Source organism: Bradyrhizobium sp. CB3481 (assembly GCF_029714305.1).
Taxonomy (GTDB): Bacteria; Pseudomonadota; Alphaproteobacteria; order Rhizobiales; family Xanthobacteraceae; genus Bradyrhizobium.
In genome coordinates this window covers 3889215-3907269 of record NZ_CP121647.1, presented here as the reverse complement: position 1 = coordinate 3907269, position 18055 = coordinate 3889215, and the positions used below count along the sequence as shown (strand labels likewise).

General features: G+C 62.8%; 16 protein-coding genes and 1 pseudogene. 6 read left to right on the top strand and 11 right to left on the bottom strand.

All coding sequences use genetic code 11. From position 1 onward, the window contains the following. Positions 1–133: 133 nt before the first annotated feature. The 5 genes from QA643_RS18980 to QA643_RS18960 form a co-directional block, all read right to left on the bottom strand. Positions 134–634 carry a copper chaperone PCu(A)C gene (locus QA643_RS18980; RefSeq protein WP_283034593.1) on the bottom strand — a complete coding sequence of 167 codons (501 nt, stop codon included), beginning with the start codon at positions 632–634 and terminating at the stop codon, positions 134–136. A gap of 108 nt (positions 635–742) precedes the next feature. Next, the gene (locus tag QA643_RS18975) at positions 743–1249 is read right to left on the bottom strand and encodes a TlpA disulfide reductase family protein (RefSeq protein ID WP_283034592.1); all 507 of its coding nucleotides are present in this window, start codon (positions 1247–1249) and stop codon (positions 743–745) included. Beyond that, a complete protein-coding gene (locus QA643_RS18970; protein WP_283034591.1) occupies positions 1246–2460 on the bottom strand; it encodes a sialidase family protein in 1215 nt (404 codons plus the stop codon). The genes QA643_RS18975 and QA643_RS18970 overlap by 4 nt, the downstream gene beginning before the upstream one ends. Before the next feature lie 29 nt (positions 2461–2489). Next, positions 2490–4874 carry a TonB-dependent receptor gene (locus QA643_RS18965; protein WP_283034590.1) on the bottom strand — a complete coding sequence of 795 codons (2385 nt, stop codon included), beginning with the start codon at positions 4872–4874 and terminating at the stop codon, positions 2490–2492. A gap of 94 nt (positions 4875–4968) precedes the next feature. Then, entirely contained in the window at positions 4969–5340 is a 372-nt protein-coding gene (locus QA643_RS18960) for a DUF2946 family protein (RefSeq protein ID WP_283034589.1), read from the bottom strand. A 462-nt stretch (positions 5341–5802) separates the two neighbouring features. Here QA643_RS18960 and QA643_RS18955 point away from each other — a divergent pair, with 462 nt between their 5' ends. The 4 genes from QA643_RS18955 to QA643_RS18940 all read left to right on the top strand — a co-directional run bounded on the left by QA643_RS18955 (position 5803) and on the right by QA643_RS18940 (position 9927). Beyond that, entirely contained in the window at positions 5803–6204 is a 402-nt protein-coding gene (locus QA643_RS18955; protein ID WP_283034588.1) for a globin, read from the top strand. Between the two features lie 151 nt (positions 6205–6355). Beyond that, positions 6356–7375, top strand: a complete 1020-nt coding sequence (locus QA643_RS18950) for a sugar ABC transporter substrate-binding protein (RefSeq protein ID WP_283034587.1) — start codon at positions 6356–6358, stop codon at positions 7373–7375. A gap of 3 nt (positions 7376–7378) precedes the next feature. Further along, on the top strand, positions 7379–8881 hold the full coding sequence (locus tag QA643_RS18945) for a sugar ABC transporter ATP-binding protein (RefSeq protein ID WP_283034586.1): 1503 nt from the start codon (positions 7379–7381) through the stop codon (positions 8879–8881). A gap of 11 nt (positions 8882–8892) precedes the next feature. Next, complete coding sequence (locus QA643_RS18940; RefSeq protein ID WP_283034585.1) at positions 8893–9927, top strand: ABC transporter permease; 1035 nt, start codon at positions 8893–8895, stop codon at positions 9925–9927. 223 nt (positions 9928–10150) lie between these two features. On the opposite strand, the gene QA643_RS18935 is transcribed toward QA643_RS18940, so the two are convergent. Beyond that, positions 10151–13546 (bottom strand): adenylate/guanylate cyclase domain-containing protein, encoded by a 3396-nt coding sequence (locus QA643_RS18935; RefSeq protein WP_283034584.1) that lies wholly within the window; start codon positions 13544–13546, stop codon positions 10151–10153. A gap of 95 nt (positions 13547–13641) precedes the next feature. Here QA643_RS18935 and QA643_RS18930 point away from each other — a divergent pair. Beyond that, a pseudogene (locus tag QA643_RS18930) lies at positions 13642–13778 on the top strand (ABC transporter permease); the annotation flags it as partial. 20 nt (positions 13779–13798) lie between these two features. Here QA643_RS18930 and QA643_RS18925 read toward each other — a convergent pair. From QA643_RS18925 to QA643_RS18910, 4 genes are all read right to left on the bottom strand, one after another. Next, entirely contained in the window at positions 13799–14278 is a 480-nt protein-coding gene (locus tag QA643_RS18925) for a hypothetical protein (protein WP_283034583.1), read from the bottom strand. A gap of 254 nt (positions 14279–14532) precedes the next feature. Further along, positions 14533–15840 (bottom strand): S-methyl-5-thioribose kinase, encoded by a 1308-nt coding sequence (mtnK, locus tag QA643_RS18920; RefSeq protein ID WP_283034582.1) that lies wholly within the window; start codon positions 15838–15840, stop codon positions 14533–14535. Positions 15841–15980: 140 nt separating this feature from the next. Then, on the bottom strand, positions 15981–16589 hold the full coding sequence (locus tag QA643_RS18915) for a class I SAM-dependent methyltransferase (protein WP_283034581.1): 609 nt from the start codon (positions 16587–16589) through the stop codon (positions 15981–15983). A gap of 31 nt (positions 16590–16620) precedes the next feature. Further along, entirely contained in the window at positions 16621–16974 is a 354-nt protein-coding gene (locus tag QA643_RS18910) for a hypothetical protein (protein ID WP_283034580.1), read from the bottom strand. 523 nt (positions 16975–17497) lie between these two features. On the opposite strand from QA643_RS18910, the gene QA643_RS18905 reads away from it, so the two are divergent. Beyond that, a complete protein-coding gene (locus QA643_RS18905) occupies positions 17498–17737 on the top strand; it encodes a PilZ domain-containing protein (RefSeq protein ID WP_283034850.1) in 240 nt (79 codons plus the stop codon). Between the two features lie 65 nt (positions 17738–17802). Here QA643_RS18905 and QA643_RS18900 read toward each other — a convergent pair whose 3' ends face one another. Continuing rightward, positions 17803–18033, bottom strand: a complete 231-nt coding sequence (locus tag QA643_RS18900; protein ID WP_283034579.1) for a hypothetical protein — start codon at positions 18031–18033, stop codon at positions 17803–17805. Positions 18034–18055: the final 22 nt, after the last annotated feature.

Genomic DNA, 18055 nt, shown 5'->3' with positions numbered 1-18055 from the left:
CTCTGAAAACGAGGATTTGTAGCTCGTTTCGACGGTGAATTGTTGAATTTGCAAGATAGGCAAACCCACCCTCGCGCGATCCACCGATGGATGGTGGGCACGGTGCAAATGCGCCCCTGCTGCAAACCACCGGCTATTTCTTCATGCCGGAATGGTCGTGCTTCATTTCACCCGCGGGCGCCTGCGCGCCGACGCCCTGCACGTCGAGCGATAGCGCGACCTTGCCCGCTTTCTCGAACTCGAGCGTCAGCGGCACCTTGTCGCCCTGCTTGAACGGCTGCTTGAGATCCATCAGCATCAGATGATGGCCGCCCGGCGCGAGCTTGACGGTCTTGCCGGGCTCGATGGCGAGGCCCTTGTCGAGCGGCCGCATGGTCATGACGCCATTGTTCATGGCCATCTCGTGGATCTCGACTTTGCCCACGATATCGCTGGCGCCGCTGATCAGCCGGTCCGGCGCAGTTCCCTTGTTCTCGATGGTGAGAAAGCCGCCCGCAATCTTCGCGCCGCCGGGCGTGGCGCGGCTCCAGGCCTGTGTGATGACGAGGTCTGCCGCCTTGACTTCCTGGGCGTGTGCGGGCGCGCCGATCAGTGCCAATAGCGCGAAGGCGAAGACTTGCAGAACGGGTTTCATTGGATGTCTTTCGATTGATGAAGTATGGCGGCACAGCGGACCACCGGGACCGCTGTTGCCTTAACTTGAGAATACAACGTTGAAATTCACAATACCGGGAGTGCGGCTTTATTTGCCGGCCATCTTTTGCTGACCCAGCCATTTTTCGACCTCCGGCATTTCCGCCGAGCCCTCCATCGTGGTGACCGTTCCGTCCCGCGCGATCAGCAGCGTGCGGGGAATATCTCCCTGCCAGGCAGGATCGATCTCGAACCGCAGGCGCTCGACAAAGCCGTCGCTGAAAATCCAGTTCTCCGCCGAGGCAAGCCCGGCCTTCTGCAGCATCGTGCGGGTCGGCCCCTCCAGATTCGGAACGAGATCGGCACTGATCATGACTACGTCGAGCTCGGGATGTTCCTTCATGAACTGGCCGAGCAGCGGCAGCTCGACCTTGCACGGGCCGCAAGTGACGCCCCAGAAATGCACCAGCGTCGGACGGCCCGCATGCGCGCGCAGCATTTCCTGCCAGCTGCCCCGCACGAACGGCTTGAGCGTCGCGGCAGACGGCGACTCGGCCATCGGCGCTTCGCCCAGGCACGCGATGAGGAATACGAGAGCAAGGAGCAGACGTCTCATGATCCACCTCCAATCGGCAGCAGGCGATAACCGTCGGCCTTGGTCATCCAGGACAGATAGGTTTTCTGTCCGTCGCTGACCAGCATCGGGTGGTCCGACGTATCCGTCGTGGTGGCGATTGTCGACGGCGTCGACCAACTCTTGCCCTCGTCATGCGAGGTCATGGCATTGACCGCGGTCTTCTCGCCGTCGAATTCCTTCCAGACCACGGTGGTGCCGTGCGGGCCGGCCAGAACGTAAGGCCGCGTCGGATTGCGGTCGGCGCGGCCGAGCGGAATGGGATCGGAGAAGCTGCGGCCTTCGTCCTGCGAGCGGGCATAGAACAGCCCCTTGCGCGCCTTTCCGTTGGTGAACCAGGCCACGTGATAGGTGCCCGCCGACGAGATCGACAGGCTCGGGCCATGATGCGGGCACGCGGCGATCTGCCAGTCGTCATGGCTGACGCGGCGGACCTCACCGCGCGTCGCCGGATCGGCAAACGTCATGACCGCGTGATCGCGAATGCCGCCTTCAAAAATGTTCCGGAACACGAGCACGGGACGGCCGGGACCGGCGAATGCGAGGCCGAGGCGGCAGCATTCGCAGGTGTTGTCGGCGGCTAGCTGCGTCTCCGAATAGGTCGCGCCGCCGTCCTTGGATGACGCAAAGAACACCCCCGCCCCTTCGTACTTCCGGCCCCCCTCCCGCGCCGGCACCCGGTTGCGCTTGTCGATCCAGGCCGCGAACACCGAACCATCCGTGTCGAGACCGAGCGCGACAAAGCGCTGGCTCTCATTGTTCGCCGTGATCGGCTTCGGCTCAGCAAAGCTTTGACCGCCATCGGCCGACTTGGTCGCGAACACTTGGCCGTTGAACGCCTTGTCGCGAAAGGTCGAAAACGCCAGCGCGATGCCGCCGTTTTTGTCCAGCACGATCTGCGGCCGCGCATCCGGCCCCCAGTCGAGGGTATACTTTTCCTTCGTCACCTGAAGGGGCGCCGAAAAACTCCGACCCTGATCTTTCGAACTCGCCACCGAGATGTGCCCGCCGGCCATCCAGGCAAGCCACAGCGTGCCATCTGACGAAAACGCCGGTGTAACCTTCGACGCACAGCGCAGCGCCGTCTCCTCGCACGCCGCTTCCGAGGCATGCTGGTGATGGCTCATCTGCGCATGCACTGCGGTCTGGCAAAGCGTGAAAGCGAGCGTCGCGAGCAGGCTCATTCGCAGCATGGCTTTACTCCTCTTGCGTTGTGGTCCGGTCATTTGAACGCCAGCCTCATCCCGGCCATGAATGCGCGCGGCGAGCCGGCGTAGATCGAGCCGGTGGTGCTGAGACCCTGGAAGCCGGCAGCATTGACCGTGTTTCCGATATTGTTGGCGGAGGCAATGTAGGTCCGGTCGAACACGTTCCTGACTTCGAAGTAGACATTCAACGACTTGAAGTAGTCGGACTGGAGGTCAGTCTTGTAGTGGACGTTGAGATTGACCAGTTCGTAGCCGGGTGCCTTCTGCAGATTGGCGTTGTCCATGTAGAACGAATCTTTCCACTGCACCTCGGCGAATGCTCCGAGCCCGGCAAGCGGTCCCCACATCTGTTCGTAGCCGAGCCGCGCCGTCAGTTCGTGCGGCGAGATACCGGGAATCTTGTTGCCCGCACGGTTGAAGCTGAAGACCGTTCCGCCCGCACCGGGACTTCTGATGTCTTCGGTGTATTCGGTGTAGTACTGATCGAGATAGGTGTAGGCCGCCGTGAAGCGCCAGCCGGGATAGAACTTCCAGTCGGCGGCGAGTTCGACGCCGCGGTGTTCGGACTTTGGTGCGTTGAACATATAACTGACACCCGCCACCTGCGTCGCCTGGCTCACCAGCTCGTCCTTGAAGAACTCATAGAAGGCCGTCGCGCTGAATTTGAGCGCGCTGTTCGGCGTCCAATCGAAGCCGAGGTCATAGCCGATGTTCTTCTGCGTCCTGAGCTGCGTGTTGTTGCCGTTGGTACCGTCTGGGAGAATGAAGAGGTTTCCGATCTGCGGCGTGCCGTAGCCGGTAGCAACGCGCGCGCGGAACAGCCATTCGGGATTGAGCTTGTAGAGCAGCGCCAGCTCCGGCGCGGTGTTCTGGAATTGCCGGTCGGCCGTCGTCGGAATGATCGTCGGGTTCGGGACCGGCGAATTTCCGTAATTGTAGGCAGAATTGATTCCCTTCAGATGCGTGGTTTCCCAGCCGATTCCCGCAACGGCCGTCAGTTGCGGCGCCAGCTTCAACTCCTCGCGCGCCCGAACGCCGTAGTTAGTCGTTTCGCTCCACGTGTTGCTCTGCAGCCTGCCCAGCGTTGCATTGCCGCCTGGCATCAACATGCGCGTATCGCTCGACGCTGTCAGCGTGTTGTAGAAGGCGCCGAAATACGCAGTTGACTCCAGACCGAAAATCTCGCCGCGCTTGGTGATGTCGCTCATGTAGTTGTACGACGGAAAATCGCCGATCGCGCTGGTCGCGCCGGTGGGCTGGCTGATGTTGCGGTCGTCGAACACGAACTGGTTGCGCCAGGTCGTCGTGTTATCGAAGTCGTGCTCCCATCGTCCGCCGACGATGGTCCGGCGGTCGTTGCGGCCGAGACCCGCCTGCACCGCGGTTTCCGTGTCAGTTCCGCCAATGGCATTGAAGCCGTTCTTATTCAGCGTCACCGTGGGGCATCCGAGCGCGAGGTTCGTGCCTGTCGTGCAGCCCTGCTGGAACGGATTTTGATAATACTGGGTGAGATTCTGGCGGAGCGGCAGCCGTGTATCCAGATTGTTATTAATAAACTTGACTGTGAAACGGTCGTCCGGCGTCGCGTGCAGCGTGCCGAGAAAATTCACCGTCTGGGTATTGAACCAGCTATTGCCGATAAAGCCATCGCCGCGCGCGTCGCTGGCAAACAACGAGTATTCGAAATTGCCGACTTGCTTGCCGGCGGCAAGGTAATTGTTGAGATAGCCGAAGCTGCCGCCCTCGACGCCGTATTCGACCCCGTCGATGCTGCGGCCCGGGCGGGTGCGGAAGTTGAGCGCGCCGCCGGTGGCATAGTTGCCGAACAGCGCCGACGATGGCCCGCGGATGACGTCGATCGCGCCATAGGCCTTGGGATCGATCAGGTCGCTGCGCGACAGCCCGTCAGGCTGGGTGACCGGAAAGCCGTCGTCGAAGATCACGAGGTTGCGGATGCCAAAGCCGTTGCGGGCGTTGGAGCCGCGAATCGAGATTCCGATATCGCGCGGGCCGTTGCCCTGCTTCACCGAGATGCCCGGGCTCTCGCGCAGCACGTCGGCCACGGAGAATGCCGGGCGGTTGTCGAACCGGCTGCGGTCGATGGTCGTCTCGGTCTGGCCGTTGGACGCCTGAAACAGCAGCGCGCGCGCCACGCTCGGCGTGATGCCTGCGGTCAGCGACGCCGCGGGCGCGGGGTTGGCCGAGGGCGGCCTCGCCTGCGTTCGGGCGGCAGCACGCACGGCGGGCTTGCGGGCCGCAGGTCTGGCGGCGGCGGCGCGCGGCGCATCGACAGTCACCGCCGGCAGCGCCGTCTGGGCAGGCACGTTCGAGGGCATGAGGGATAGCGCGCTGCCGAGCACCAGCAGGCTCGCGCTCCCCAAGGCACGATGAGCGTACATAAGACATTCCTGACACCAGCTCTTTGGCCGGCTTGCTTCAACTGAACGAACTGGCACAGCCACGGGCCGCGCCATTGACGAGGGTCAAGTGAAGTCAGGAAATGGAGGGAGGCGCGCGGGCCTGCGCGTGCGAGCCGGCCCGGGCGTTCGTCAGGCGGAAGGCAAAATCGAACCAGGCCACCTGCTCGGCAACTCGATCGACGTCGATCGCCGCGAGGTGCGGCACGTCAACCGGCACGCCGGTATGCAGCACGCTGCATACCGAACAACATCCGTCATGGGCGCGGTGATTGATCTGATCGGCCTGCCCGGCACCTTGGCCACCATTGCCGTGGCAGATCACGGCGCCGGCGAGCGGATCGGAAGCGGCGATGCTTGCCGCCCAACATGCGCCGATCGGCGCAAAAATCTGCACCACCAGGGCAATCAGGACAATTGGCAGAAAATGCTTCAGTCGCGCGCGCATCACGAATCCATCCGCTTCAGACCATAATCACCTCTGGAGTCCGAAGTCGAGACGAGGTTCCCGGAACTATGTTGCAGCTTCAAGGAGAGATGCTGGCGGAAAGCGACGCCTTTTGCGCCATTTGGAGGGCGCCCTACCATGATACCAAGCCTCGGGCGTATTGCAGCTAAACCAACAACTATCAGTTGCAATTTCCCAATCATTTCGCAGAGTGCTGGAATTTTGAACAAACGTTGCCGAAAATGGTGACAAGACGAAGAAGATGGTCTACCAATTCAAGCTCAGGCTGGCCGAGAGGCAAAGCTTGGTGGTCCAAGTCTCGGGAGGAGCCCTGACGCGCACAAGCAGCGTCGCCTCGACAATCAAGATCAAATCTAAATTTTCGAGGAAATTAAGGGTCGACACAATTTTTGAGCAGGGCTCCGAGCCCTGCTCTTTTTTTTGAGACGATCGCAAACGACAATGATGGCATCGTCAAATCCGATCGAGCGCAGTTTTGAACTGGCCGCCACGCGCTGCGAAGATTTGACGCCGCTGGTCTATCGCCGCTTGTTCGACGCGCATCCAGAAGCGCGCGCCTTGTTTCGCACCGACGGCGGCGAACTCGTCATGGGCTCGATGCTGGCGCTGACGATCGACGCCGTCCTCGACTTTGCCGGCGAGCGCACTGGCCATTTCCGCCTGATCACCTCGGAAGTTTCGTCCCATGACGGCTATGGCACGCCGCGCGAATTGTTCGTCGCGTTCTTCGCCATGATCGCCCAGACGCTGCGTGAGGTAATTGCCGCCGACTGGTCGGACGATATCGACGCAGCATGGCGGCAATTGCTCGGCGAGATCGAAAGCCTCGTTGCAGCGCAGTGAAGCGGCGCGCAGCAAAATTTCCCCGATCTCATTGATACGGACGATCAAGTCACCCCGTGGCGCAATTGCGCCGAGTGTGAAACACTGCCTCGATCCGCGGCGCGTGCAATCGACGCCGACGGCGATAACAATATAAGCGAGGGAGCAAACGATGTCCGGAACTGACAAATCCGTTACGACCAGGCGCGACCTTCTTCAGGCGGCGGGCGCGGCTGGCGCAGCGACCGCCCTGCTCGGGGGACTCGGCATAAATTCGGCGCTGGCGGCAGCTGCGCGTTCGGAGAAACCGCTGAAGGCTGCGTTCTCCAATGCCGGCCTGCAAGCCACCTGGTGCGCGCAAGGCAAGCAGGCGGCGGAATGGTGGGGCAAGCTGTTCAACGTCGAGGTCACCTGGTTCGACGGCCAGCTCGACGCCGTCAAGCAGCGCGCCGCCATCGACAACATGGCCTCGCAGAAATGGGACTTCGTCGCGATCCAGGCGTTCGGCATCGGCACGCTGACCCAGCCCGTGCAGAAGATGATCGACGCCGGCATTCCCGTGATCGACATGGACACGCTGATCGCCCCGCTCGACCAGATCAAGGTCCATTCGTTCCTGGCGCCCGACAATGAATTCATGGGCGCGTCGGTGACCCAGGCGCTGTGCAACGCCATCGGCGGCAAGGGCAAGATCATCATGACACAGGGCGCGCTCGGCCACACTGGCGCGCAAGGGCGTGCCAAAGGCTTTGAATCCGTCGTCAAGCAGTTCCCGAACATCGAGGTGCTCGACACCCAGCCGGCGGACTGGGACGTCTCCAAGGCGGCGCGGCTGTGGGAGACTTATCTGACCAAATATCCGCAGATCGACGCGGCGTTCTTCCACAATGACGACATGGCGCTGGCCGCCGCCAACATCATGAAGGCCCGCAACCGCACCAACATCCTGATCGGCGGCGTCGACGCCATGCCGCCGGCAATCCAGGCGGTGAGCGAAGGCCGCATGTTCGCGACCGTGCGCAACCCCTCCTGCCGCATCCATGGCGGCGCCATCATCGCCGGCGTCGCCGCGGTGACCGCGGGCGAGAAGAGCGGACAGGGTATCCCGAAGCACGTCATCACCGACGGGCCCGTAGTGACCAAGGCCAATGCGGCCGGCATGCAATGGATGGAGGATCACTTCCTGATCTGATCAATGCCCTCGGGACATCAGCCCATCCTCGAACTCATCGACATCACGAAGGCCTTCGGCGGCGTCGAGGCGCTTCGTGGTGTCGACTTTGCGCTGTCGCCCGGCGAGATCCATGGTCTCGTCGGCGAGAATGGCGCGGGCAAGAGCACGCTGATGAAGATCATCGCCGGCGTGCATGCGGATTTTTCCGGACGCTTTGTGCTGGATGGAAAGGAAACCCGCTTCCGCTCGGTGCGCGACGCCCATGCGGCCGGTATCGCCATGGTGCATCAGGAGCTCAGCGTCGCGCCCGATCTGTCGGTCGCCGAGAACGTATTTCTCGGCAACCAGCCGACCAACCGCCTCGGCCTCGTGCAATGGCGGCGCATGGCGCGCGAGGCCGGCGAGCAGCTCAAGCGCTTCGGCATCGACGTCGACCCGATGTCGCGGCTCGGCGACCTCCCGATCGGCCTGCAGCAACTGATCGAGATCGCCCGCGTGCTGTTCTCGGGCGCCCGCATCATCATCCTCGACGAGCCGACCTCGGCGCTGTCGCCGCCGGAGGTCGAGCGGCTGTTCGCGACGCTGAAGCGGCTGCGCGACGAAGGCACCAGCATCGTCTTCATCTCGCATTTCATCGAGGACATCCTGCGCGTCTCTGATGTGGTGACGGTGTTCCGCAACGGCCGGAAGGTCGCGGAGACCAGGGCCGCCGAGACCAATAAGTCGGCGCTGATCGAGGCGATGATCGGTAGGGGCCGCGAGGCGCTGGAGGAGACCTATACGCACGACATCATGCTGCCGCCGGCCGTCGAAAAGCCGGTGGTGCTGAATGCCAGCGGGCTCTCGCTCGCCCGCAGCCTGCGCGATGTCTCCTTCGACGTCCGCGCCGGCGAGGTGCTCGGCATCTACGGCTTCATGGGCTGCGGCCAGCTCGAGCTGGCGCGCATTCTGTTCGGCAAGCTCCGGCCGGACCAGGGCACGCTGGCCGTCGCCGGCAGTCAAAAGGCCTTCCGCAGCACGGCCGATGCGCGGCGCGCCGGCGTCGCCTTCGTGCCCGAGAGCCGGCGCGACATGCTGTTTCACCAGGAGCCGGTCTACAAGAACATCTCGATCAGCGTGCTCGACCGCATCTCTTCCCTGCTGCTCAAGCCTTCGCGTGAACGCGCGATCGCGACGCGCCAGGTCGAGCAGCTCCGCATCCGCCCGGCCGCGGTCGAGCTCGATCTTGGCATGCTCTCGGGCGGCAACCAGCAGAAGGTGGCGCTGGCGAAATGGTTGACCTATCCGCCGCGGCTGCTCGTGTTGTGCGAGCCGACCCGCGGCATGGATGTCGGCGCCAAGAACGACGTCATCCACATCGTCAGGGACCTGCGCGACAAGGGACTCGCCATCATCGTGCTCTCCACCGAACCGGAGACGGTGCTCTCGCTCGCCGACCGCGTCCTCGTGCTCAAGCGCGGCACGGTGGTGCGGGAATTTGCCAATGAACGGATCAGCAAGGACCGCCTGCTCGAAGCTGCGTGAGGAGACCGGATATGACCACGGGTGAAAGCGCGACAGTTGCGGCGGATCGCAAACGCCCGCACCGGCTCGCCGCATTGCTGCGCTCGCAAATGCGCAACATCGCGCCGTTCCTGACGCTGATCTGCCTGTTCGGTTTCTTCGCGGTGGCCAGCCCCTCCTTTGCGACGCTGGACAATCTCGGCAATATCCTGACGCAGATATCGGTCACCGGCATCATCGCCGTCGGCCTGACCTTCGTGATCCTGTGCGCCGAAATTGATCTTTCGATCGCGGCGATCGCCAACGTCACCGGCATCGCGGTGGCGTATTTCACGCTGCAGGAGTCCTACGTCAACATCGCCAACGTTCCGATGCCCGGATGGGCCGCGATCCTGCTCGCGCTGGCGCTGTGCGCCCTGCTCGGACTCGTCAATGCCTTCGGACTGACGGTCATCGGCATCCCCTCCTTCATCATGACGCTGGCGATGATGCAGATCGCGGCCGGCATCTCGGCGCTGCTGGTGCGCGGGCAGATCGCCTACAAGGTGCCGCCGCTGGTCTCGACGCTCGGCTCGACCTCGATCGGCGGCGTGCCCTGGATCGTGATCGTGGCGGCGCTGATGCTGCTCGGCGGCCATCTGGTGCTGACCTACACCCGCTTCGGCCGCTACGTCTACATGGTCGGCGGAAACCGCGAGGCGGCGGAGTATTCCGGCCTCAACGTCAAGCTCATCCTCGGCAGCGTGATGGTGATCTCGGCCGTCTGCGCCGGCATCGGCGGCATGCTCGGCGTCGCGCATTTCGGCAGCGCGCAGCAGAACGAGTTCGACACGTACTTGCTGGATTCGATCGCTGCCGTCGTAGTCGGCGGTACCAGTCTCTTTGGCGGCCGCGGCGGCATCGGTAACACCATCGTCGGCCTGTTCGTGCTCGGCGTCCTCAACAACGGCCTCGACCACGTCAATATCGACAGTTTTCTGAAGATATTGATCCGCGGCCTGATCCTGCTGGCGGCGCTCGTGATCAATGTCTATGCCCAGCGCTTGCGGGAACGGGCGGTGGACTAAAGCGCGATGAGATTTGGATGAATCGTCATCGCGCTTTAGGTCTTTGTTTGAGCATGATCTTTTCGGAAAACCGCTTCACACTTTTCCGGATTATGCTCTAGGGCATATACTCATAGATGCGTAGCTACCTTTTGAGAAACATTCAAACGCGGGTGGCTTCATGCCTGATTCCGTCCGGGCGATTTTGGCCAAGGCAACCTGCCATATCGTATGCAGGCACCCACTACTGGCATTTGGGATCCATCCTCGGCTCGGAGCTCGCAGTGGTTTCTCGAAGTATTGCGTTGGCAGCCTGCAGATCTGGTGTCCCAAAGCCCTCGGTGAACTGGCTATAGAGCGGGGCGAGCAGGTCGTGAGCCTCGCCGCGCCGACCCTGTTCTCTCCACAATCGTGCAAGGCTGGTCGCCGCTCGCAACTCCCACAGCTTGGCGCCTTGTTGACGCGCGGTTGCAGCCGCTTGTCCGAACTGTGCTTCCGCGGCAATTGGATCGGGCTTCGGCAACCGCAGCGTCAGCTCACCCATGATCCGATGGAGTTCGGCCTCGAACCACTCCTCGCTGGTTTCTTCCGCTCGGTCGAGCGCTTCGGTAATGAGATCCAAGCCTTCGTTCACCGCGCCCGACCGGCCGTGGACCTCGGCAAGCAGGCTTCGGAAATAGGGCACCAGGAAACCCGCTCCGGTGGCCTGCCACATCGCAAGCCCGTCGCGGATCTGCGCGATGCCAGTCCCAAAATCCCCAGCCTCGCCCAGCGTCCAGCCACGAATGATGATGCCGGCTCCGAGGAAGTGCGGGGCGTCCTGCTCGGCTGCAAGTGTGATCAGTGCATTCGCCCGATCTCGGGCCTCGTCTTTGTCATGGCGGAGCTGCGACAGGATGCAGCCGTAAAGCAGGGCATATCCGAGAGTGTTGCGGTGGGACAACTCCTTCGCGTCCGTCAATGCCTGTTCGATCTTGGCTTGGGCCTGCTCGGGATAGCCGAGCGCGAACAGTCCCCAGGACAGAACGGACAGTCCCGCCACGCGGGGATCTTGCGCGAAAAGGAAGGCGAGCGACCGATGTGCGGCCGGATCGTAGAGAGCGAGCGTCCGCTCCAAATGAGCGCGGGCAGCCCCTAACTCGCCGCGAAGCAATTCAGCGGTTCCGACGATGCGGTTGCCAACGGTTTCGGCGGCAGCATCGTTCTGTTCCTGGGCACGGTGGAGTAAATCCTCGCCTGCAGTTCGACCGGCCTCGAGCTCCGCCCTCACGACGTGAAAAACCCACTTCCCATAGAGAACAGGGAAGAACCGCGAGGTGTCGCCGAGGCGCTCGCACAAGTCTCGGGCCCGTGCGTTGGCCCGCCCGACCTCCGGTGCGGCCCAGCCCTTCGCTGCCATCAGCGCGACACCGAGGGCAACTTGCAGTTCGAGTTCCTGCCTCCATCGTGCGGCGTCGTTAGTGAGAGCCGGGATCAACTCGAGCCCTTTGCTCAGTTGCGTGATCGCCTCTGCCGTGGCCGAGCGCGCGATCTCTGCCTGTCCCGCTCTCAGCCAATAGTCGATCGCCCGTTCAGCCAGCCCCGCCTCCATGAAATGATGGGCCAGAAGTTCGGGCTGCGCCTGCACCGTCTCCGGAAAATGCTGCTCGAGCGCGGCAGCGATCCGAGCGTGCAAGCGTTGCCGCTTCGCCCGCACCAAGGTCGCATAGGCGGCGTCTTGCACGAGCGCATGCTTGAAGCTGTAGGTCACCTGAGGCGGCGTGCCGCGCCGGAAGACCAAGCCTGAACCGACGAGGTCATCCAATCCCGCCTGCAGGTCGCTCTGCGGCAGCGCCGCCGCCATGGCGAGCAGTTCGTGCGAGAATTCCCGGCCAATAGCAGCCCCGACCTGGGCCACCTCTCGGGCCGGGGCAAGCCGGTCGAGCCGGGCCAACAGCGACTCTTGAAGCGTGGCTGGGATCGCCATCGACAGCAGAGGCCCGGCCAGCGCGTAGTGGTCGCCCTCGTCGCGGAGCAGATTGGCCTCCAGCACCGTCCGTGTCAGCTCTTCGACGAACAGCGGCACGCCGTCGGTCTTGGCGACGATCTGGTCAAGCACCACAGGGGGCAACGCCTTGCCGCCGCTCAGCCGCGCGACCATGGCCGCGCCCTGCCGGCGGCTCAACCGGTTTAGGGTCATCATGGTGACATGGGCGCAGCGTATCCACGGCGGCGCGAACTCGGGCCGGAAGGTGATAAGGACCAGCACCGAGGCGCCCTGCACCCGATCGACCAGAAGATCGAGTAGCTCGAGCGAGGTCGGATCTGCCCAGTGCACGTCCTCGTAGAGGGCCAGGACCGGCCGGCGCCTTGCGAGGCCTAAAACCTGATCGACCAGTTCCTCGAGCGTCCGCTCCTTCTGCCGATGCGGGCTCATGTCGAGCGGCGGGTAGCGCGCATTCGTATCGAGCGACAGCAGTGCCGCGAGCAGCGGGGCCACCCCGGCCACATCGTCCGTCGATAGCGCAAGCAGCGACTCGAGCTTGTCGAGCCTCGTTGCGGCGGCATCGTCCGCGGCGAAGCCTGCCGCCCGCTCCAAGAGGCCGATCACGGGGTGAAGCGGGCTGGTCTGATGGTGCGGTGAGCAGTAATGGCTCAGGGGCGTATGCGGCTCATTTTCAAGTCGTCCGCGCAGCGCCCGCACGAGGCGCGATTTGCCGATGCCGGGCTCGCCTGCCAGCAGCAACACCTGGCCCTCACCTTCCTTGGCTCGCTCCCAGTGCTCGAGAAGCAGGCCGATCTCATTCTCGCGACCGACAAGTGGCGTCAGGCCTGCGCCATGCAACGCCTCGAACCGACTCTCGGCGGCACCCTCCCCGATCACCCGCCATGCTCGCACCGGAACGGGAAAGCCCTTTAAGATCTGCAGGCCAAGCTCATCCAGTACGAATAGGCCGCCAACGAGCTCCCGGGTGCGGGCGGAAATCACCACCGTATCTGGCTCGGCCAGGGTTTGCAGCCGCGCCGCGAGGTTCGGGGTGTCGCCGACCACCGTCTCCTCGCGCGCAGCGCCTTCGCCGATCAACTCGCCGACAACCACCGGGCCGGTCGCGATCCCGACACGGGTCGCCAACGTCTCGCCATGCGCAGGTCCCAGGCTGTGCACCGCCGCGACCGCGGCGAGACCGGCCCGCATCGCGCGTTCGGCTTCATCCTCATGGGCGCGCGGATAGCCGAAATAGGCCAGCACACCATCTCCCATGTACTTCGCCACGTGCCCTTCGAACCGCGCGATCGCGCCCGCCACCGCGTTCTGATAGGTCCGCAGTACGTCGGCCATTTCCTCCGGATCGAGCCGCGCCGCAAGCGCAGTCGAATCGACCAGGTCGACAAACATCACGGTGAGCTGGCGGCGCTCCGCCTCGGGTGCCAACCAGGCCTTCTCCGAAACTGCGGCGGATGCGGCCGTGGCAGGCGAGGTCGCGCGCAAGGCTGCAATGGCGGCGAGCAGTTTGCGGCGATGGCCGATCGAGGCGATGCCGAGTCCGATCAGATCCTCAGCCGTAAGGTCCATGAGGACCTCGGCATCGATGTCGTTCTCCCGGAACGCCTGTTCGTACTGTCCTAGCCCCAGACCACACAGCCAGGCCGCGACGTCCATGGGCGCCTCCCGGCTCTCGCCTTCAGAGCACCAGGTGCTTAAAGCCTACTGCAAAATGGCCGAGATGGCACGGAGAAATATCACAGCCGGCTCGTGTCGGCGTCCTCGACAACCGGCTCGAACACGTCACCATCGAGAGTTTCTGAAAACCTTGATCCGCGGCCTGATCCTGCTCGCGGCGCTGATCATCAACGTCTATGCGCAGCGATTGCGGGAGCGCATAGCCGAGTAGAGAGGCCGGGCAGGCCCGTCCTACATGTCGGATTTGGCTTCGGCCTTGGCCGGAGCAGCGAGCCTGTCCTTCATGTCTTCGCAGATCTTTCGGACTTCCGCCGTCAGCAGCGAACAGCTCTCGATCTGATCGAAGACGCGTTTGGCCTCTGCGCGGTAGCGTTTCGCGGTTTCCTTCAGCTCGTCGGTCACCACTAGCGCCTCGCGCATCATGGCTTCGCATTGCTTGGCCCGCTCGGTCAGTTCCTCGCCCAGCGTCTCGATGTCTTTCGCTGCCGCCTCATATTCGCGGACAACAGCTTCGGCCGACAGCTTGCCGATCTCGGTGGCGCCATCGCTATGCTCCACATAATCAGGCATTCCCAGATCCGGCGCACGCACGGAGGGCGGTGCGAACTCGGTCGGGAGGGACTCGTGATGATCCAGCTTGCGAAACTCTTTTTCGATCTCGCGCTCAAGATCGAGCGCGTCCAGAATCGGCGGTTTTACTGCACGTACCATGGGAATGCTCCCTTAATCAAAACTGCGAGCAGAGACCAAGCTCTCTCGAAAAAATGCAGTCTTGACGGTTAGCCTGCCTGTGGAAGCGGGCAACCGAAACCCTCTGGTATGCTTGTTAGTTAACCTTGATGTCCGCGCTGGAGGTTAAATCTGGAACCGATTGCGACGCCAGGCTGCCGATAGTGGCGGCAATCGTTAACAACGCGGGTGGCCGGCAGGGCTGGCGGTACGACGCGGTGGGTGACCCGCGGCAATCAGGCAAAATCCGGCTGCCAATCGCGCACCTGGCACGCCGCTTTTGTCACATCGCCGATGCTGCGGAATGAAGCGGCATCCACCATCATGGCCCGTGCCAACCGAAGGCTGCGCGCCTCGCAGACGGCACGCCGTTTCGCATCTTCGATCAATTCGAAGTCGATGTTGTGCGCCAGCCCGAGAATGCGGCGGATGATCTTTGCGGCCGAGAAGCCGACCGTCTCCTGGAACAGTCGTTCCATATAGCGCTGTCGTTCAGCTTCCAGGCGCGCCGCGCCCGCCTCGCCTTCAAACAGCGTCACAGGATAGGCGTCGCCCTTGGCCTCGCCGCGCCATAGCGCGAGGAACTTGCGCGCAAACTCCGTCCAGACGCCCTCGACCGCCTCCAGCACCCAGGCCTCGAATGCGCGGCGATCGCCGGGCGAACGCTCATGGCCTGATGACGCGAGATAGGCCATCAAGAGATTGGCGATGACGGCGCCGATATCAAAGCCCATCGGGCCGTAGAACGCGAATTCGGGATCGATCACCATGGTCGAGTTATCGGTCACCATGATCGAGCCGGTGTGTAGGTCGCCATGGATCAGCGCTTCCGGCGCGCTCAGGAATTTCAGCTTCAGGTGCGAGATCGCGACGTGGAGGTCGAGGTCCTCGCGGAACGCGGCCGCCGTGGCATCGAGCCAGGGCGCTGTCCAGCGGTTCTGCTCGGCAATGCGGTAGGGATCGGTAAAGATCAGATCCTCAGTGATCTTGCAAAGCGCATGGTTGCCGGCGAAGGCGGCGATCCCCTCCTTCTTCTCGGCGGCGGATACCGCGAGATCGGACGACAGGAACAGCGTCCGCGCCAGAAAGGTCGTGATGTCATCGACGAAACGCGGATAGGTCGTTCCGGCCACCAGCCCCTTGCGCATGATGATGTGCCGCTCGAGCAGCTCCATGACGACAAGCGCGAGCGGCTCGTTATGATGCAGCACATCGGGCACCAGCGCGGGCGCCAGCTGCGCCTGGCGCGTCAGCGCCAGATATTCGTAATGCGAGCGCGACAGCGGCAGCGGCCAGCTCTCGCCGACGAGCCGCACGTAGGGCAGCGCCTGCTTGACGGCGATGCCGCCCGACGCGCCCTTGACGATAAAAACGAGGTTGAGGTTGCCGTCGCCGACCTCGACGATCGACCATGAATCCGGGACACCGCCAAGCCGGGCCGCGATTGCGGGAAGCCCGGCGAGATAATCCCGCAGATCGGCTTCATGCAGGATGCGGTATTGATCCTGCCGCTGGTCGGCCGATGATCGACGCTGTGAACTCATGCCGGTCTCCCCCTTGCCGGCGTGGGAGTTCAATCCCGTTTTAGAAATTTGGACCGGCCTGTTCTTCGCCGGATCATAGCCGCAACGCGCAGCCCGCGGCCAGCCTGTTTACCGTCCGCCCCTTGCCCCAACCCAGCGCCTCACATGTGCTGCGCCAGCCAGATGGTGTGGCCGCCGCAGTCGGGGTCCTCCACGACATGCGACACCACGCGAAAACCGTTCCGATCAAGCAGCGAACGATATTCGACCATATCGAGGCTCGCATGGTACAGCGGCTCGCCGCCGAATTCTCCGATCGCCTCGCCATGCGCCGGGCCGCTGGTGAACATCAAGGCCGCGTTCGGCGCGGCATGCGCGCGAAACACCGAAAACATCAGGCGCTGATCGTCGTAACGGAGATGGAAGAAACTGTCCCACGCCAGGATGCCGGAAAAGGTGCGCTGCAAGGCAAGCTGGCGCATGTCGCCGACGATCCATTCCTGCCCGGGAAAATGCTTTCCGCAGGCGTCGATCATGGCCGGCGAGGCATCCACACCAGTGACGGGATGGCCGAGGCCGATCAGGTACGCTGCCATCGGCACGGCCGAACCACAGCCGAGATCAAGGACTACGCCGGACGACGGCAGCAGCGCCTGAAACCGGTCGAGCCAGCTTTTTTGGATCAGCCTGGTGCGCGCGCGAGCGTCGATCCAGTCCGCCGCCTTGCGCTGATAGAGGTCGATGATTCCGTCGGCTTCTTCCGATGCCATTCAAAAGCTCACGTGCACTGCTGCCCCGCGCCTAAAATGTTTCCCGTTCCAGGAAGTTCGAGCCGATATCGGCCCTTTTCTTGATCGGGTCGTAGTCGCAAAACACGCTGTCGGCGACCAACGTGTAGCTCGGGATGATCGTGTCCTTGTCCAGCTTGACCGAGCCTAGGCCGATCACGGCGGTCCGCTTGCCGTCGGTCCATTTGAATGGCGTCGTGCTCGGCGCCCTCTCGCAGGCGGCGACCGCGTCGGCAAGAAACGCAGCCTCGACAAAGGCCTTGACGGTTCGAAGCTGCCCAAGGGTTTTCCAGTTCATGTAAAACGCCCCGGCAAGGCCGGCGGCGAGCAGAACCATTAGGAACAATAAAATTCGCTGAAAATTCATGCATTTCCCCAAAGCCGAAACTGCCAAGGGAACAATTAGCCGATCCCGCCGAGTTTGTCAGAAGTTGAATGTTAACCAACGAATCCCGTGGGCGGGCTATTGTCCCGACAGGTCGGATGTGAATAACGGTATTTTACGGCCTTTGAGATCGGATCGGGGACATCCGATGACTGACGACCTTGAAACGATTGCGTTGCGACCCACCGTCATTGGCGGCGCCCGTCAGGACGACGACTATGAGGTGATTTGGCGCGGCTTTCCGGTCGGACGAATTATGAAGCAGATCGATAGTCCACACTGGTGGTGGGCTTGTGCGGTCTACGGCTTGCCGCCGAGCCCCAATGACCGGGGACCCGCCATCAATTTCAAGGATTGCCAGGTCCGCTTCCGGCTCGCCTGGGCCAGGATCAGGCCGATCCTGACCGACGAAGCCATCCTGACGGCAACGCGGCACGCTGAAGGGCTGCTGCAGGAACAAGCGCCGAAGGAAGCCAAGCCCAAGGCACCTGAGCCGCTTCAGGTTCTGGATAATCATCGCGTCGCGCCCCGGCACCGGGTATTGAAGGCAGGATCGATCGAGTTCAATGGTGGCATCATCGACTGCACCGTCCGAAACATATCGGATACCGGTGCCCAGCTCGAGGTCGCCAGCCAGATCGGCATTCCCGATAATTTCTGGCTGGTCATCTCCGGCAGCCACACGCCGCGCCACTGCCGGGTCGCCTGGCGAAACGACAAGCGCATCGGCGTCGCGTTCGACTAGAGCTGTTCGTCGAGCGCATCAGCGAGGCGGTATCTTGACCCAACTCGGAATCGCCGGGCGCGAATCTAGGCGGCACGTTGCTTGTCCGACTGTTCCTTGACCGTGGTCACGGTTTCGTCCAGCGCCTTTTCGTAGTTGCCTGCAAGCCTCTCGATGCCGTCGGCCCACAACCTCAGCATTGAGACCTGAAAATGCAGGATGGGCTTCAAGGCATCCATGCCGATTGTCGTTGTTGCCATGATGCGCCTTTGTTGGTCACTTACGAAACGATTTGCGTTGGTGGTGTTGTCTTCCATGCTGTTCGCTCCCTCTGCTCTC

Bases quoted from the DNA above. Each gene is read 5' to 3' on its own strand.
- QA643_RS18980 (WP_283034593.1), bottom strand. From the start codon at position 634: ATGAAACCCGTTCTGCAAGTCTTCGCCTTCGCGCTATTGGCACTGATC.
- QA643_RS18975 (WP_283034592.1), bottom strand. From the start codon at position 1,249: ATGAGACGTCTGCTCCTTGCTCTCGTATTCCTCATCGCGTGCCTGGGC.
- QA643_RS18970 (WP_283034591.1), bottom strand. From the start codon at position 2,460: ATGCTGCGAATGAGCCTGCTCGCGACGCTCGCTTTCACGCTTTGCCAG.
- QA643_RS18965 (WP_283034590.1), bottom strand. From the start codon at position 4,874: ATGTACGCTCATCGTGCCTTGGGGAGCGCGAGCCTGCTGGTGCTCGGC.
- QA643_RS18960 (WP_283034589.1), bottom strand. From the start codon at position 5,340: ATGCGCGCGCGACTGAAGCATTTTCTGCCAATTGTCCTGATTGCCCTG.
- QA643_RS18955 (WP_283034588.1), top strand. From the start codon at position 5,803: ATGATGGCATCGTCAAATCCGATCGAGCGCAGTTTTGAACTGGCCGCC.
- QA643_RS18950 (WP_283034587.1), top strand. From the start codon at position 6,356: ATGTCCGGAACTGACAAATCCGTTACGACCAGGCGCGACCTTCTTCAG.
- QA643_RS18945 (WP_283034586.1), top strand. From the start codon at position 7,379: ATGCCCTCGGGACATCAGCCCATCCTCGAACTCATCGACATCACGAAG.
- QA643_RS18940 (WP_283034585.1), top strand. From the start codon at position 8,893: ATGACCACGGGTGAAAGCGCGACAGTTGCGGCGGATCGCAAACGCCCG.
- QA643_RS18935 (WP_283034584.1), bottom strand. From the start codon at position 13,546: ATGGACGTCGCGGCCTGGCTGTGTGGTCTGGGGCTAGGACAGTACGAA.
- QA643_RS18925 (WP_283034583.1), bottom strand. From the start codon at position 14,278: ATGGTACGTGCAGTAAAACCGCCGATTCTGGACGCGCTCGATCTTGAG.
- mtnK (WP_283034582.1), bottom strand. From the start codon at position 15,840: ATGAGTTCACAGCGTCGATCATCGGCCGACCAGCGGCAGGATCAATAC.
- QA643_RS18915 (WP_283034581.1), bottom strand. From the start codon at position 16,589: ATGGCATCGGAAGAAGCCGACGGAATCATCGACCTCTATCAGCGCAAG.
- QA643_RS18910 (WP_283034580.1), bottom strand. From the start codon at position 16,974: ATGAATTTTCAGCGAATTTTATTGTTCCTAATGGTTCTGCTCGCCGCC.
- QA643_RS18900 (WP_283034579.1), bottom strand. From the start codon at position 18,033: ATGGAAGACAACACCACCAACGCAAATCGTTTCGTAAGTGACCAACAA.